Consider the following 14,791-nt stretch of genomic DNA (forward strand, 5'->3'; position numbering starts at 1 on the left):
GCAGCATGTTCAGCGCACGCGCCGGAGGAACCCAACGCGGTCGTACACCGTCGCGAGAGTGGTCTCGGCGACCTCGCTCGCTCGGCCGGCGTTGACGGCGAGCAGGCGGTCGAGCTCGGCGGTATCGTCGAGCAGCTCGAGAACGCGGGAGCGGATCGGCTCGAACTCGCTCACGACGACCTCGGCGAGTGCCTTCTTGAAGTCACCGTACCCGCGACCGGCGAACTCCTGCTCGATGTCGCCGATCGTGCGGCCGGAGAGCACGGAGAAGATCGTGAGGAGGTTCGAGACGCCCGGCTTGTTCTCACGATCGAAGCGCACTTCGCCATCGGTATCGGTCACGGCGCGCATGATCTTCTTCGCAGTGACCGAAGGCTCGTCGAGCAGCCAGAGGATACCGGCCGGCGTCTCGCCCGATTTCGACATCTTCGACGTCGGATTCTGCAGGTCGTAGATGCGCGCCGTCTCTCGCTGGATGGCGGGCTCGGGCAAGACGAAGGTGTCGGCGCCGAAGCGTGCGTTGAACCGCGCAGCGAGATCGCGCGTGAGTTCCACATGCTGCTTCTGGTCGTCGCCGACGGGCACGATCTCCGTCTGGTAGAGCAGGATATCGGCGGCCATGAGCACGGGGTAGGCGAAGAGGCCGACGCTCGTGGCATCCGCGCCCTGCCGCTGCGACTTGTCTTTGAACTGCGTCATGCGTCCGGCTTCGCCGAAGCCGGTGATGGTGTTGAGCACCCAGGCGAGCTGGGCATGCGCTGGAACGTGCGACTGCACGTAGAGCGTCGAGCTCGAGGGGTCGATGCCCGCTGCGATGTACTGCGCGGCCGTGCGCCGGGTCTTCTCACGGAGTTCGGCGGGGTCTTGGGCCACGGTGATGGCGTGCATGTCGACGACGGAGAAGAAGGCGTCGTGCGTCGACTGGAGCTCCTTCCACTGCAACAGGGCGCCGATGTAGTTGCCGGCGTGCAGCGAGTCGGCGGAGGGTTGCATGCCCGAGTAGAGGCGGGGTTTACGTGTCATGGGAGATCCTTCGAGAGTGCGGCCGCGTTGCGGCAGGTCAGATGGCGTAGTCGACGACCACGGGAGCGTGGTCGGACCATCGCGTGTCCCAGGCGTCGGCACGATCGATCACGTACGAGACCGCGGTCTCGGCGAGCGCCGGGGTCGCGAGCTGGTAGTCGATACGCCAACCGGTGTCGGTGTCGAACGCCTTGCCGCGCTGCGACCACCAGGTGTACGGGCCGTCGACCTCCCCGGCGAAGCGGCGGCCGAGGTCGACCCAGCCGAACCCGGCGCCCGCGTTGTACGACTCGTCACCCTCGGCGCCGACGAAGCGGTCGAAGTAGGCGCGCTCTTCGGGCAGGAAGCCTGCGTGCTTGACGTTGCCCTTCCAGTTCTTGATGTCGAGTGTGCGGTGCCCGACATTCAGGTCGCCCACGATCACGGCGAGCGCCGAGTGCTCGGCGAGCCGCGGCATCCGCTCGACCATCGCGTCGAGGAATTTGTACTTCTCGACCTGCTTCGGGGTGTCGACCACACCGGAGTGCACGTAGGCCGAGACCACGGTGACGATGCGGTCACCGACCTCGTAGTCGGCCTCGAGCCAGCGGCCGGCGCTGTCGAAGTCGGTCGCGCCGAGTTCGACGCGATGGATACTCGCCCGGTTGCGGCTCGCGATCGCGACACCGGCGCGGCCCTTGGCTGTGGCGGGGTCGTGCAGGATGTCCCACTCTTCGCCGAGGAGCCCCTGCAGATCTTCGGTCGAGGCGCGAACCTCCTGCATCGCGAGGATGTCGACGTCGCGCGCGGCGAGCCACTCGCCCATGCCCTTTCGGAACGCGGCACGCACTCCGTTGACGTTGACGCTGGCGAGACGGAGGGGCTTCGCAGAAGGCATGGATCGATCCTACGGGAGGCCTCCGACGTCGGATCGCGGGCCGAGAGGTGCAGCGGATGCCTCGAGCTCGGAGAGCTCCTGCTCGGCCTTCGCGAGACGGCGTCGTGCAGGGAAGCGCTCGATCCAGTTGGCGGTGTCGAGTTCCCGTTGCGCCTCGCGCAACCGCACTCGCGCGGCGGTGACGAGGGCCCGGTGCTCCTGTGCGAGCTGTTCCGCCGCGAGCTGCTCGGGTGTCACCTTGCGCAGGGATTCGTGAGCGTCGGATGCCTCGACGGCGATCCAGCTCGCGGCGACGAGAATCACGATGCTCGTCAGCCGGAACCAGAGGAGAAGTCCGATGAACACCGTGAAGGTGGCGAGGAGCGGGTTGGTCGTCACGCTCGAGACGAGCCAGCCGCCGAGGAACTGCAGCACCGACAGCGCCGCGGAGCCGAGCAGTGAACCGACCCACATGCGCCGCCACGGCATCGCTGCACCCGAGAGGAAGCGGAACATCACGGCGAGGGCGAGCGTGTCGATCACGAACACGACGACGATCGCACCGAGCTGCACGAAGAACCCCGACCAACCGGTCTCGCTCGGCAGGCCCATGAGGCTGAACACCCAGCCGAGCAACGATGTCGCCGCCACCGAGAGCACGGCCGCGAGCATCAGGATCGCACCGAACGCGAACCCCGCGAGAAAATCGCGGGCCTTCAGCAGCGCGTAGGCGCGTGTGTCCTTCGGCAGCCCGAAGATGCTGCGCACGGCCATGCGCGCGTAGGTGATCCACCCGATGGCCGTCCAGATGAGGCCCGCGAGGGCGACCGCGCCCGTCCAGCCGAAGAGGCTCGTGCTCGAGGAGGCGATCTTGGTGAGTTCGTCGGGGTGAATGACGCCCTCGTCACCGATGAGTCCGGGGGCATACGTGTTCAACAGGCTCACGAACGCGTCGAGCGTGTCGTCGTTCCCCGTCAGCCAGATGCCGGCGACGGCGAAGACGACGTAGGTCGCCGCGAAGATCGCGAAGAGCGCCTGGTAGCTCATGCCCGACGAGAGGATGAAGCCGTTTCGGCTCAGGAAGTGGCGCCAGACCCGAACCGGGAAGAGCTCCATCGTCTTCTGGGTGATCGTGCTGACCTTGCTGATCGGCTCTTCGAGGCGCTCGCGGATCGGCTGGCTGAACTCGTCGAACCGATTCTTCGCCGACCGGGAGGTGCCGTTCAGGTCGAGCGGATCCTCAGCAGGAGGCGCATCACGCGTGCCGTCATCACTCCGCCCGCCGCGCCGGCGGTCGGTGGCATCACGCTCGGTCACGCTCCAACCCTATCGACGGGCATCTGAATTCCAGTGCCAGCACTGACCGCGTCTCAGCGCTCGCCCGCCGTGGGCGAGCCCGTTCGTCGTGTCTGCGTGGCGCCTACGTCGGATTACGGCTTGCCGCGCATGATGGCCTGCTTGACCTCGGCGATCGCCTTCGTCACCTCGATGCCGCGGGGGCACGCCTCGGTGCAGTTGAAGGTCGTGCGGCAGCGCCACACACCCTCTTTGTCGTTGAGGATGTCGAGTCGGGTCTGGGCGCCTTCGTCGCGAGAGTCGAAGATGAAGCGGTGCGCGTTCACGATCGCAGCCGGGCCGAAGTACTGGCCGTCGGTCCAGAAGACGGGGCACGACGAGGTGCACGCCGCACAGAGGATGCACTTCGTGGTGTCGTCGAAGATGGCTCGCTCGGCGACCGATTGCACCCGTTCTTTGCCTGCCACGGGTGCTGCGCCCGCGATCAGGAACGGCTGCACCTCGCGGTAGCTCGCGAAGAACGGCTCCATGTCGACGATCAGGTCCTTCTCGAGCGGCAGGCCCTTGATGGCCTCCACGTAGATGGGCTTGGAGATGTCGAGGTCTTTGATGAGCGTCTTGCACGCGAGGCGATTGCGGCCGTTGATGCGCATCGCGTCGGAGCCGCAGATGCCGTGGGCGCAGGAGCGGCGGAACGTGAGCGAGCCGTCTTGCTCCCACTTGATCTTGTGGAGGGCGTCGAGCACGCGGTCGGTCGCGAACATCTCGACGTCGAAGTCCTGCCAGCGCGGCTCGGTGTCGACTTCGGGGTCGAAGCGGCGGATCAGGAAGGTGACCGTGAATGACTGGATCGCATCCGTCGGCGGGTTCTCGAGCGTTGCAGTGCTCACGTCAGTACTTCCTCTCCATGGGCTGGTAGCGGGTGATCGTGACCGGTTTCCAGTCGAGCCGGATGTGGTCGGCCGCGTCGGACGAATGCGCGTCGCCCGACAGGTACGCCATCGTGTGCTGCATGTAGTTCTCGTCGTCGCGCTTCGGGAAGTCGTCGCGCATGTGCCCGCCGCGGCTCTCTTTGCGATTGCGGGCGGAGTAGACGACGACCTCAGCGAGGTCGAGCAGGAAGCCGAGTTCGACGGCCTCGAGCAGGTCGGTGTTGAAGCGCCGGCCCTTGTCGTGCACCGCGACGTTCTTGTACCGCTCGCGGAGCGCGGCGATGACCGTCGTCACGTGCTCGAGTGACTCGTCGGTGCGGAACACCTGGGCGTTCTTGTCCATCTCGTCTTGCAGATCTTTGCGGATCGCGGCGATGCGCTCGGTGCCGTTCGAGTCGCGGAGCTGTTCGAGCATGCCGCGTACCGCGGCGGCCGGGTCATCCGGGAGCGGGGTGAAGTCGACGTTCTGCACGTAGGCGACGGCGTTGTTGCCTGCCCTCTTTCCGAACACGTTGATGTCGAGCAGCGAGTTCGTACCGAGGCGGTTCGAACCGTGCACCGAGACGCACGCGCACTCGCCTGCGGCGTAGAGCCCCGGCACGACGGTGTCGTTGTCGGAGAGCACCTCTGCGGCCACGTTCGTGGGGATGCCGCCCATCGCGTAGTGCGCGGTCGGCATCACGGGCACGGGCTCGTACACGGGGTCGACGCCGAGGTACGTACGGGCGAACTCGGTGATGTCGGGCAGCTTCGTCTCGAGCACCTCTGCACCGAGGTGGGTGCAGTCGAGCAGTACATAGTCTTTGTGGGGGCCGGCGCCGCGCCCCTCTGCGACCTCCTGCACCATGCAGCGCGCGACGATGTCACGGGGTGCGAGGTCTTTGATCGTGGGGGCGTAGCGCTCCATGAAGCGCTCGCCCGACGCGTTTCGAAGGATTGCACCCTCACCGCGGGCACCCTCGGTGAGCAGGATTCCGAGACCGGCGAGGCCGGTCGGGTGGAATTGGAAGAACTCCATGTCTTCGAGCGGCAGGCCCTTGCGCCAGATGATGCCGACGCCGTCGCCCGTGAGGGTGTGGGCATTCGAAGTGGTCTTGTAGATCTTGCCGAACCCGCCGGTCGCGAAGATCACGGCCTTGGCCTGGAAGACGTGCAGCTCACCCGAGGCGAGGTCGTAGGCGACGACGCCCGACGGCTGCTTCGTCTTCGATCCATCGGGCCCGTCGACCTCGGTCATGACGAGGTCGAGCACGTAGTACTCGTTGAAGAAGTTGATGCCGAGCCGCACGCAGTTCTGGAAGAGCGTCTGCAGGATCATGTGACCCGTGCGGTCTGCCGCGTAACAGGCGCGACGCACGGGCGCTTTGCCGTGATCGCGAGTGTGGCCGCCGAAGCGTCGCTGGTCGATCTTGCCCTCGGGCGTGCGGTTGAACGGCAAGCCCATGTTCTCGAGGTCGATGACCGCGTCGATCGCCTCTTTCGCGAGGATCTCGGCCGCGTCTTGGTCGACGAGGTAGTCGCCGCCCTTGACGGTGTCGAAGGTGTGCCACTCCCAGTTGTCTTCTTCGACGTTCGCGAGCGCCGCGGCCATGCCGCCCTGCGCAGCGCCCGTGTGCGAACGGGTGGGATAGAGCTTGGAGATGACCGCGGTCTTGGCGCCCGGGCCGGCCTCGATCGCCGCACGCATGCCGGCGCCGCCGGCGCCCACGATGACGATGTCGAACTGGTGGTAGTGGACGCCGTCGATGACCTGGGTCTCGGCGTCGGCGTTCTGGGTGTTCACGGATCTCCTATGCAGCGCAGAACGAGGGAAGCAGGTCGGCAGGCGCGCCCACCGGGCACGGCTCGAAGGTGAAGACGACGAGCGTGCCGAGGATGATGAGCACAGCGGCGGCGGCGAACAGGGCGCCCTTCAGCACCTTTTGCACGACACCCGGGTTCGTGTAGTCGTTGACGAGCGTACGCATGCCGTTGGCGCCGTGGATGAGCGCGAGCCAGAGCATCAGCACGTCCCACCACTGCCAGAACGGGTCGGCCCACTTGCCGCCGACGAAGCCGAAGTCGATGGCCTTCACGCCGTCGCCGACCATGAGGTTCACGAAGAGGTGGCCGAAGATGAGCACGATCAGCACGACGCCCGACGCGCGCATGTAGATCCAGCCCCACTTCTCCCAGTTGACGCCGCGGCGGCGCGGCCTATCGGAGAATTCCATGGCAGTCATGTCCCGCGGCTCCCTAGTGGCTGAAGACGTTGATGAGGTGGCGCGGCACGAACGCCAGCATCGTCACGACCCAGAGGCCGACGACGATGTAGAACAGCAGCTTCTGATGCCGGGTCGCCCACGACCAGAAGTCGACGAGGATGATGCGCAAGCCGTTGAAGGCGTGGAAGACGATCGCGCCGACGAGGGCGACCTCGCCGAGGCCCATGATGGGCGTCTGGTACGTGCCGATGACCGCGTTGTAGGCCTCGGGGCTCACTCGCACGAGCGCCGTGTCGAGGATGTGCACGAGGAGGAAGAAGAAGATCGCGACACCGGTGATGCGGTGCAGTACCCACGACCACATGCCCTCGTTTCCGCGGTACAGGGTGCCGCCGGGCCTCTGTTTCGCGGGCTTCGCGGGTGCGGTCAGGGTTCCCGCCGAAGTCTCTGGCATGAACAACCCTCCTTGGCTGTGTGCATCGCCCCGAACGCGGGCTGATTTGGGCACACGACCCGATTCGAGTGTAGACCCGCACCCAGTCGGGCCGCCGCTTAGGCCAGCCTTACTCTCTCGACATCGAGATAACGGATGCCGCGGAGCCTGTCTGCGCTCGCTGAGTCTGTCTCCGCTCGCTGAGCCTGACGAAGCGCCCGTGACCGCCCCCGGTTACGCTGTGCTGATGGACGCAACCCCCATCGACGGCTTCTACAGCGTCATTCCCGCCGGCGGTGTCGGATCGCGGCTCTGGCCGCTCTCCCGCGCCGACGCGCCGAAGTTCCTGCATGACCTCACCGGCTCCGGCCAGACGCTCCTCAAAGACACCTGGGATCGCCTCGTGCCGCTCTCGGGCGCCGACCGCATCATGGTCGTCACTGGTCGCGCGCATCGCGCCGCGGTCGAAGCGCAGCTGCCGGGTCTGGCCGACCACAACATCGTGCTCGAGAGCGAGCCCCGCGACTCCACGGCCGCGATCGGGCTCGCCGCCGCGATCCTCGAACGACGCGAGCCGGGTGTCATCGTCGGCTCGTTCGCAGCCGACCACGTGATCTCGGGAACGGCCCTCTTCCGGGCCGCCGTCGTCGACGCCGTCGCGGCCGCCCGGGCGGGTTACATCGCCACGATCGGCATCACGCCGACCGAGCCCGCCGTCGGCTTCGGCTACATCGAGTGCGGCGCAACCGTCGACGTCGAAGGAGCCGCGCACGTCGAGGCGGTCGCGAGCTTCGTCGAGAAGCCCGATCTCGCAACGGCCAAGCGCTACCTCGCGGGCGGCAAGCACCTCTGGAACGCGGGCATGTTCATCGCCCGGGCCGACGCGCTCCTCGCCGAGATCGCGCGCAACAAGCCCGAACTGCACGCGGGGCTCGTCGAACTCGCAGCGGCGTGGGACGACCCCGACAAGCGCGGCCCCGCCGTCGATCGCATCTGGCCGCGGCTCGAGAAGATCGCGATCGACTACTCGGTCGCAGAGCCTGCCGCTGCCGAGGGTCGCCTCGCGGTCATCCGCGGTCACTTCGCGTGGGACGACGTGGGCGACTTCGCCTCGCTCGCCAAGCTCAACACCGCGGGCCGCTCCGGCGAGCTCGCGATCCTGGGAGAGAACGCCCGCGTGCTCTCCGACGCGTCCAGCGGCATCGTCATCAGCCGCTCGAAGCGGGTCATCAGCTTGATCGGCGTGCACGATATCGTCGTCGTTGACACGCCGGATGCGCTTCTCGTCACCACGAGCGAGCATGCGCAGCGGGTCAAAGCGGTCGTCGACGCCCTTCGCCTCGGCGGTTCGAGCGACGTGCTCTAGCGAGCGCGAGAGAGCGGGTTCCGGATGTCTCTGGGTCGAAGCATCATCGCGGGTGCGACGTTGGTCGCGGCATCCGTCGCCCTCGTCTCGTGCGCCCCTGCGCCAGAAGGCGGTGACGGCGGCGAGGCGAGTGAATCGTGCGTGCGGATGGTCACGAACTCGGGCGGCCTCGAAGACCGCTCCTTCAACCAGTCGAGCTGGGAGGGGCTGCAGGCGGCTGAAGACGTGTACGACGTCACCACCGAGGCGATCGTCTCCACAGGGGAGACCGACCTGGCACCGAACGTGCAGCAGGCGGTCGACTCGGGCTGCGAGCTCATCGTCACCGTCGGATGGGAGCTCGCCGAGTCGACGCTCGACCAGGCGGGCAAGAACCCCGACGTCGCCTTCGCGATCGTCGACGAGACGGTCGAGGCCGACAACGTGAAGCCGGTCGTCTTCGACACCGCGCAGGCGGCGTACCTCGCCGGCTATCTCGCGGCGGGCGTCTCGAAGACGGGTGTCGTCGCGACGTTCGGCGGCGGCAACCAGCCGCCGGTCACCCTCTTCATGGACGGCTTCGTCGACGGCGTCGCGAAGTACAACGAGGTGCACGGCGCACAGGTGCGCGCCCTCGGCTGGGACAAGGCCGCGCAAGACGGCACCTTCACCGGCGACTTCGAGGACATCTCGAAGGGCAAGACACTCACGCAAGCATTCATCGACCAGGGTGCCGACGTCATCCTGCCCGTGGCCGGGCAGGTGGGCGAGGGGGCGGCGGCGGCCGCGAGCGAGAATGCCGGCGTCTCGGTGATCTGGGTCGACAGCGACGGCTACGACGTGCTGCCCGCCGAGTTCCACGGTCTCGTGCTCACGAGCGTGCTGAAGAACACCCAGGACGCGATGGTCGAGATCGTCGGCGACGTGCTCGACGGGGCGTTCGACAACGAGCCGTTCATCGGCACACTCGAGAACGGCGGGGTGGAGATCGCGCCGTATCACGACCTCGAGTCGCTCGTGCCGCCCGCGCTCGACGGTGAGCTCGAGGGACTCCGGCAGGCGATCATCGCCGGTGAGATCGTCGTCGAGTCGCCGAGCGCCCCTGAACGTGGCTGAGCACCCCCGTTCACGAGGTCTCCACCCTGCTCATATGAGCAGAACATCGCGTCTTGATAACCATTGGATGCCGCGTGCCCCTCAGGCCGCGGCGCGCGACGCAACATTCGGTAACGTGACTGCACGAGCCTCGGAACGGTCGGGGCGCAGTCTTTGGAGGACACAGTGAAGGTCACGATCAAGAAGGCCGCCATGGGCGGCCTCGCACTGTTCGGCGCAGCTGTGCTGCTCGCCGGCTGTGCAGCCGCACCCGAAGAAGGCGGTTCCGGCGACGCCGGCGCCCCCGACTTCCTGCCCTGCATCGTCTCGGACTTTGGTGGCTTCGACGACCACTCGTTCAACGAGTCGAGCTTCGATGGCATCACCGAGGCGGCAGAAGAGCTCGGCGTCGAATTCAAGCAGGCCGAGTCGAAGTCCGAAGACCAGTACGAGAGCAACGTCTCGAGCATGGTCGACCAGGGCTGCGACTTCATCCTGACGGTCGGCTTCGCTCTCGCGAACGCCACCCGCGACGCGGCGCAGGAGAGCACCGACACCGAGTTCGCCCTCATCGACTCGGCGCTCTCGAACGACGACTTCTCGCCGTTGACGCTCGACAACGTGAAGCCGGTGCTCTACGACACCGCGCAGGCCGCATACCTCGCGGGCTACCTCGCCGCCGGCACGACCAAGACCGGCACCGTCGCGACGTTCGGCGGCCTGCCGTTCCCGTCGGTGACGATCTTCATGGACGGCTTCGTCGACGGCGTCGCGAAGTACAACGAGGTCAAGGGCACCGACGTCAAGGTGCTCGGCTGGGACAAGGCCGCGCAAGACGGCACCATGGCCGGCAGCTTCGATGACATCAACCAGGGCAAGACCCTGACCCAGGGCTTCATCGACCAGGGTGCCGACATCATCCTCCCGGTCGCAGGCCCGCTCTTCCAGGGCTCGGCTCAGGCCATCCAGGACTCGGGCAAAGACGTCGCCATCATCGGCGTCGACAGCGACCTGTTCCTGACCGCTCCCGAGTTCGGCGAGATGTACCTCACCTCCGTGATGAAGCAGATGACGGATGCCACGCGTGAGATCATCGTCGACGCCGGCAACGACGAGTTCTCGGCCGACCCCTACATCGGCACCCTCGAGAACGAGGGTGTGGGCCTGGCCCCGCTGCACGACTGGGAGTCGAAGGTCGACCCGGCGCTGCTCGACGAGATCGAGCAGCTCAAGGCCGACATCATCAGCGGCACCATCACGGTCGAGTCGCCCTCGACCCCGCAGTAAGGTCCCGCACGACCCTGCAGCACCTGCACCGGAGGGAGGTCGGCACGAGCCGGCCTCCCTCTCGCATGCTCCTGCGGCCGCACGCAACCCGCGTGACGAGCGATCGGTCGACTGCTCATCGGAGCAGGGCATCGCGCGACTGTACAACGCTCAATAGAATCTGGAAGCATGAAGCTCGAACTTCGCGGCATCACGAAGCGATTCGGTGCCCTGGTCGCCAACGACCACATCGACCTCGTCGTCGAGGCGGGCGAGATCCACGCCCTGCTCGGTGAGAACGGCGCGGGCAAGTCCACACTCATGAACGTGCTGTACGGCCTCTACCAGGCCGATGGCGGAGAGATCCTGCTCGACGACGTCGTGCAGCATTTCGCCGGCCCAGGCGATGCGATGAAGGCCGGCATCGGAATGGTGCACCAGCACTTCATGCTGATCCCCGTCTTCACCGTCGCCGAGAACGTCATGCTCGGCCACGAGTCGACCAAGGCCGGCGGCGTGCTCGACCTGCAGACCGCACGCGCGAAGGTGCGCGAGATCTCCGACCGTTTCGGGTTCGACGTCGATCCCGACGCTCTCATCGAAGAGCTGCCCGTCGGCGTTCAGCAGCGCGTCGAGATCATCAAGGCACTCTCGCGCGACGCGCGCGTGCTCGTCTTCGACGAGCCGACGGCGGTGCTCACACCACAAGAGACCGACGAGCTCATGTCGATCATGCGACAGCTCAAAGAGAGCGGCACCTCCATCGTCTTCATCACGCACAAGCTGCGCGAGGTGCGCGAGGTCGCCGACCGCATCACGGTCATCCGGCTGGGCAAGGTCGTCGGTGAGGCCTCGCCGACCGCCTCCAACGAAGAGCTCGCGACGCTCATGGTCGGTCGTGCCGTCGACCTGACGGTCGACAAGGCGCCGGCCGAGCCAGGCAAGCCGGCTCTCGTCGTGCAGAATCTCACGGTGCTCGACCCGCTCGGGCATATCGTCGTCGACGACGTGAGCTTCAGTGTGGCCGAGGGTGAGATCCTCGCCATCGCGGGTGTGCAGGGCAACGGTCAGACCGAGCTCACCGAAGCGCTCCTCGGCCTGCAGCCTCGAGTGCTCGGCGAGATCAGCCTCGATGGCAAGCCGCTCCGAGGCCGTTCAGTGCGCAAGATCCTCGACGCCGGGGTCGGCTTCATACCCGAAGACCGCAACGAAGACGGACTCGTCGGCGAGTTCACCGTCGCTGAGAACCTCATGCTCGATCGATCCGACGGTGTACCGTTCGTGCGGTTCGGCAACATCCAGACCGCGCAGCTCGAGGCTTTCGCCCGCGAGAAGGTCACGGAGTTCGACGTGCGAACGCAAGGCATCGACGAACCGGTGCGCCGGCTCTCCGGTGGCAACCAGCAGAAGGTCGTGCTCGCGCGCGAACTCAGCCGCGATCTCAGGCTCTTCGTCGCTGCCCAGCCGACGCGCGGTGTCGACGTCGGTTCGATCGAGTTCATCCACAAGCGCATCGTCGCCACCCGCGACGCGGGCACACCCGTCATCGTCGTCTCGACCGAGCTCGACGAAGTCGCCGCGCTCGCCGATCGCATCATGGTCATGTACCGCGGTCGTGTCGTCGGCATCGTGCCCGGAGACACCCCTCGAGCCGAGCTCGGACTCATGATGGCCGGCGCCTCCGCAGGCACCGGCGGCCCGAACGCACCTACCGGAGAAGGAGCCGCCGCATGAGCGCCGATCGACCCATGTCGCCGCCCGACGAGGCCGCAGCACCCGACGCAGCGACGACACCGGAGCCTTCCGAGCCGCAGGAGCCGTCGCGCTGGCACATGGCCTTCCGCGAGATCACCACCGGCAACGCGATCATCTCGGTGCTCGCCGTCGTGCTCGCGCTCATCGTGGGTGCGGTCATGATCGCCTTCACGAACAAAGACGTGCAGGCGGCATCCGTCTACTTCTTCGCGCGGCCCGGAGACCTGCTCGTCGCCATCTGGGACTCCGTCGCCGGCGCATACTCGGCGCTCTTCCAGGGCTCGATCTACAACTTCCGGCGCCCGGGCTTCGCCGACGGAATCAAGCCGTTCACCGAGACCCTCACGTTCGCGACGCCCCTCATCGCCGCAGGTCTCGGCGTGGCGCTCGGGTTCCGCGTCGGCCTCTTCAACATCGGCGGACGCGGTCAGATGCTCATCGCCGCGGCGCTCGGCGGTTGGGTCGGGTTCGCACTCGAACTGCCGCCCGTGCTGCACATGGTCGCCGCGCTCGTGGTCGGCATCATCGGTGGTGCGCTCTGGGGCGGCATCGTCGGGTTGTTGAAGGCACGCACCGGGGCCCACGAGGTCATCACGACGATCATGCTCAACTACGTCGCGTTCTACCTCGTGAGTTTCTGGCTGCGCGAGGGCTTCCTCAAGACGCCAGGATCGAACAACCCGAAGAGCCCCGCGACGAGGGAGACGGCGGTGTTCCCCGATCTGCTCGGGCCGAACTACAACCTGCACTTCGGATTCATCCTCGTCATCGCGGCGACCGTCTTCACCTGGTGGCTGCTCTCGAAATCGAACCTCGGATTCAAGTTCCGGGCGGTCGGTGCCAATCCGAACGCCGCTCGTGTCGCGGGCATCAGCGTCAAGCGCATGTACGTCTACGCGATGCTCCTCTCGGGCGGGCTCGTCGGTCTCGCCGGAATCAACCAGGTGCTCGGCCAGACGACGAGCGGATTCGGCGCGGGCATCGACTCGAGCATCGGCTTCGATGCGATCACGGTCGCGCTGCTCGGTCGATCACGCCCGTGGGGCGTCTTCGTCGCCGGAATACTCTTCGGAGCCTTCAAAGCCGGCGGATTCTCGATGCAGGCTGCCGAAGGCGTGCCGATCGACATCGTGCTCGTGGTGCAGTCCCTCATCGTGCTGTTCATCGCGGCACCGCCGCTCGTGCGGGCGATCTTCCGACTTCCGTCGCCAGAGACGGTTCGACAAGCGACCCCGTCCGTCACGAAGGAGGTGGAGGCCAAGTGAGCACCGTCGCCCCTGTGAGCCGGCCCACTGAGCCGCACCAGCCGGCGCCCGGCCCTGCCGTGGCCCTCATCCGCAACTGGAAGACTCCCGTCGCGCTCGGCATCTTCAGCGTGCTCGCCCTGCTGTTGTTCGTCGTCTTCGGGCGAGATGGCATCAGCACCATGCGGCTCTCGACCGGCCGCGACCTGATCCAACTGCCAGACGTGCACCTGCCCACCCGTGAGACCGGCATCGTCATCACGATCCTGCTCTTCGTGATCACCGCCATCAGCATCTGGCTCGTCGTGCAACGACGCAAGACGCCGCTCTGGCTCATCTCGATCTTCGCGGTGCTCGCGCTCGTCGGCTTCCTCGCCTGGGCAGCGGCCGGCGCGACGATTCCCGTGCCCGGCCTGCTGTTCGGCTCGCTCAGCCTCGCCGTGCCGCTCATCTTCGGCGCACTCGGCGGCGTCATCTCCGAGCGAGTCGGCGTCGTGAACGTCGCGATCGAGGGACAGCTGCTCGCGGGCGCCTTCACGTCGGCGCTGGTCGCCTCGATCACCGGGCAGGCGGTGCTCGGTCTGCTGGCGGCGATGGTGGCCGGCATGCTCGTCTCCTTCGTGCTCGCGGCGTTCTCGATCAAGTACTTCGTCGACCAGGTCATCGTGGGTGTCGTGCTCAACGTGCTCGTCACGGGCCTGACCGGGTTCCTCTTCTCCCAGTTGCTGGCGCCCAACGCCGCGACCCTGAATGCGCCGCCGCGATTCGAGCGCATCGACATCCCGTTCCTCTCCGAGATCCCGATCCTCGGGCCGGTGCTGTTCCGCCAGACGCTCATCGTGTACCTCATGTACATCGGCGTCGCGGCGGTGTACTTCGGCATCTTCCACACCCGGTGGGGTCTTCGCCTGCGCGCAGTGGGCGAGCACCCCCAGGCGGCCGACACGGTCGGCATCAACGTGACTGGCACGCGCTTCTGGAATGTCTCGCTGGCCGGCGCGATCGCGGGCCTCGGAGGCGCGTACTTCACGCTCGGTTCGGTCGGCGCCTTCGGCAAAGAGATGACGGCGGGTGCGGGCTTCATTGCGCTCGCAGCGGTGATCTTCGGCCGATGGGACCCGATCCGCGCGACGCTCGCAGCGCTGCTGTTCGGGTTCGCGTCGAACCTGCAGAACGTACTGAGCATCATCGGGTCGCCCGTGCCGAGCGAGTTCATGCTGATGCTGCCGTACCTGGTGACGATCTTCGCGGTCGCAGGTCTCGTCGGACAATCCCGAGGCCCAGCGGCATCCGGCAAGCCATACATCAAATCTTGAGACGGGCGCCCCGCGGGGGCGCCCGT

The 14,791-nt window shown here is 66.7% G+C and carries 13 protein-coding genes; 6 read left to right on the forward strand and 7 right to left on the reverse strand.

Annotated elements, in window-relative coordinates; genetic code table 11:
• Positions 1-9: 9 nt before the first annotated feature.
• The 7 genes from trpS to sdhC all read right to left on the reverse strand — a co-directional run bounded on the left by trpS (position 10) and on the right by sdhC (position 6,765).
• Entirely contained in the window at positions 10-1,023 is a 1,014-nt protein-coding gene (gene trpS, locus AC1C2U_RS13880) for a tryptophan--tRNA ligase (RefSeq protein ID WP_495362348.1), read from the reverse strand.
• Positions 1,024-1,060: 37 nt separating this feature from the next.
• Complete coding sequence (locus AC1C2U_RS13885) at positions 1,061-1,900, reverse strand: exodeoxyribonuclease III (protein WP_495362349.1); 840 nt, start codon at positions 1,898-1,900, stop codon at positions 1,061-1,063.
• A 9-nt stretch (positions 1,901-1,909) separates the two neighbouring features.
• A complete protein-coding gene (locus AC1C2U_RS13890) occupies positions 1,910-3,196 on the reverse strand; it encodes a YihY/virulence factor BrkB family protein (protein ID WP_495362350.1) in 1,287 nt (428 codons plus the stop codon).
• A gap of 113 nt (positions 3,197-3,309) precedes the next feature.
• On the reverse strand, positions 3,310-4,065 hold the full coding sequence (locus AC1C2U_RS13895; RefSeq protein ID WP_495362351.1) for a succinate dehydrogenase iron-sulfur subunit: 756 nt from the start codon (positions 4,063-4,065) through the stop codon (positions 3,310-3,312).
• Between the two features lies 1 nt (position 4,066).
• Positions 4,067-5,890, reverse strand: coding sequence for a succinate dehydrogenase flavoprotein subunit (sdhA, locus tag AC1C2U_RS13900; RefSeq protein WP_495362352.1), 1,824 nt, complete (start codon positions 5,888-5,890; stop codon positions 4,067-4,069).
• Positions 5,891-5,897: 7 nt separating this feature from the next.
• Positions 5,898-6,329, reverse strand: a complete 432-nt coding sequence (locus tag AC1C2U_RS13905; protein WP_495362353.1) for a succinate dehydrogenase hydrophobic membrane anchor subunit — start codon at positions 6,327-6,329, stop codon at positions 5,898-5,900.
• A 13-nt stretch (positions 6,330-6,342) separates the two neighbouring features.
• On the reverse strand, positions 6,343-6,765 hold the full coding sequence (gene sdhC, locus AC1C2U_RS13910; protein WP_495362354.1) for a succinate dehydrogenase, cytochrome b556 subunit: 423 nt from the start codon (positions 6,763-6,765) through the stop codon (positions 6,343-6,345).
• A 226-nt stretch (positions 6,766-6,991) separates the two neighbouring features.
• Here sdhC and AC1C2U_RS13915 point away from each other — a divergent pair, with 226 nt between their 5' ends.
• From AC1C2U_RS13915 to AC1C2U_RS13940, 6 genes are all read left to right on the forward strand, one after another.
• The gene (locus tag AC1C2U_RS13915; protein WP_495362355.1) at positions 6,992-8,110 is read left to right on the forward strand and encodes a mannose-1-phosphate guanylyltransferase; all 1,119 of its coding nucleotides are present in this window, start codon (positions 6,992-6,994) and stop codon (positions 8,108-8,110) included.
• A 24-nt stretch (positions 8,111-8,134) separates the two neighbouring features.
• Complete coding sequence (locus tag AC1C2U_RS13920) at positions 8,135-9,205, forward strand: BMP family lipoprotein (protein ID WP_495362356.1); 1,071 nt, start codon at positions 8,135-8,137, stop codon at positions 9,203-9,205.
• Between the two features lie 165 nt (positions 9,206-9,370).
• Entirely contained in the window at positions 9,371-10,471 is a 1,101-nt protein-coding gene (locus AC1C2U_RS13925; protein ID WP_495362357.1) for a BMP family lipoprotein, read from the forward strand.
• Positions 10,472-10,639: 168 nt separating this feature from the next.
• Complete coding sequence (locus AC1C2U_RS13930; RefSeq protein ID WP_495362358.1) at positions 10,640-12,184, forward strand: ABC transporter ATP-binding protein; 1,545 nt, start codon at positions 10,640-10,642, stop codon at positions 12,182-12,184.
• Positions 12,181-13,470 carry an ABC transporter permease gene (locus tag AC1C2U_RS13935; RefSeq protein ID WP_495362359.1) on the forward strand — a complete coding sequence of 430 codons (1,290 nt, stop codon included), beginning with the start codon at positions 12,181-12,183 and terminating at the stop codon, positions 13,468-13,470. The genes AC1C2U_RS13930 and AC1C2U_RS13935 overlap by 4 nt, the downstream gene beginning before the upstream one ends.
• Positions 13,467-14,765, forward strand: coding sequence for an ABC transporter permease (locus tag AC1C2U_RS13940; protein ID WP_495362360.1), 1,299 nt, complete (start codon positions 13,467-13,469; stop codon positions 14,763-14,765). Before AC1C2U_RS13935 ends, AC1C2U_RS13940 begins: the two co-directional genes overlap by 4 nt.
• Positions 14,766-14,791: the final 26 nt, after the last annotated feature.

Source organism: Agromyces sp. Y575 (genome assembly GCF_059445445.1).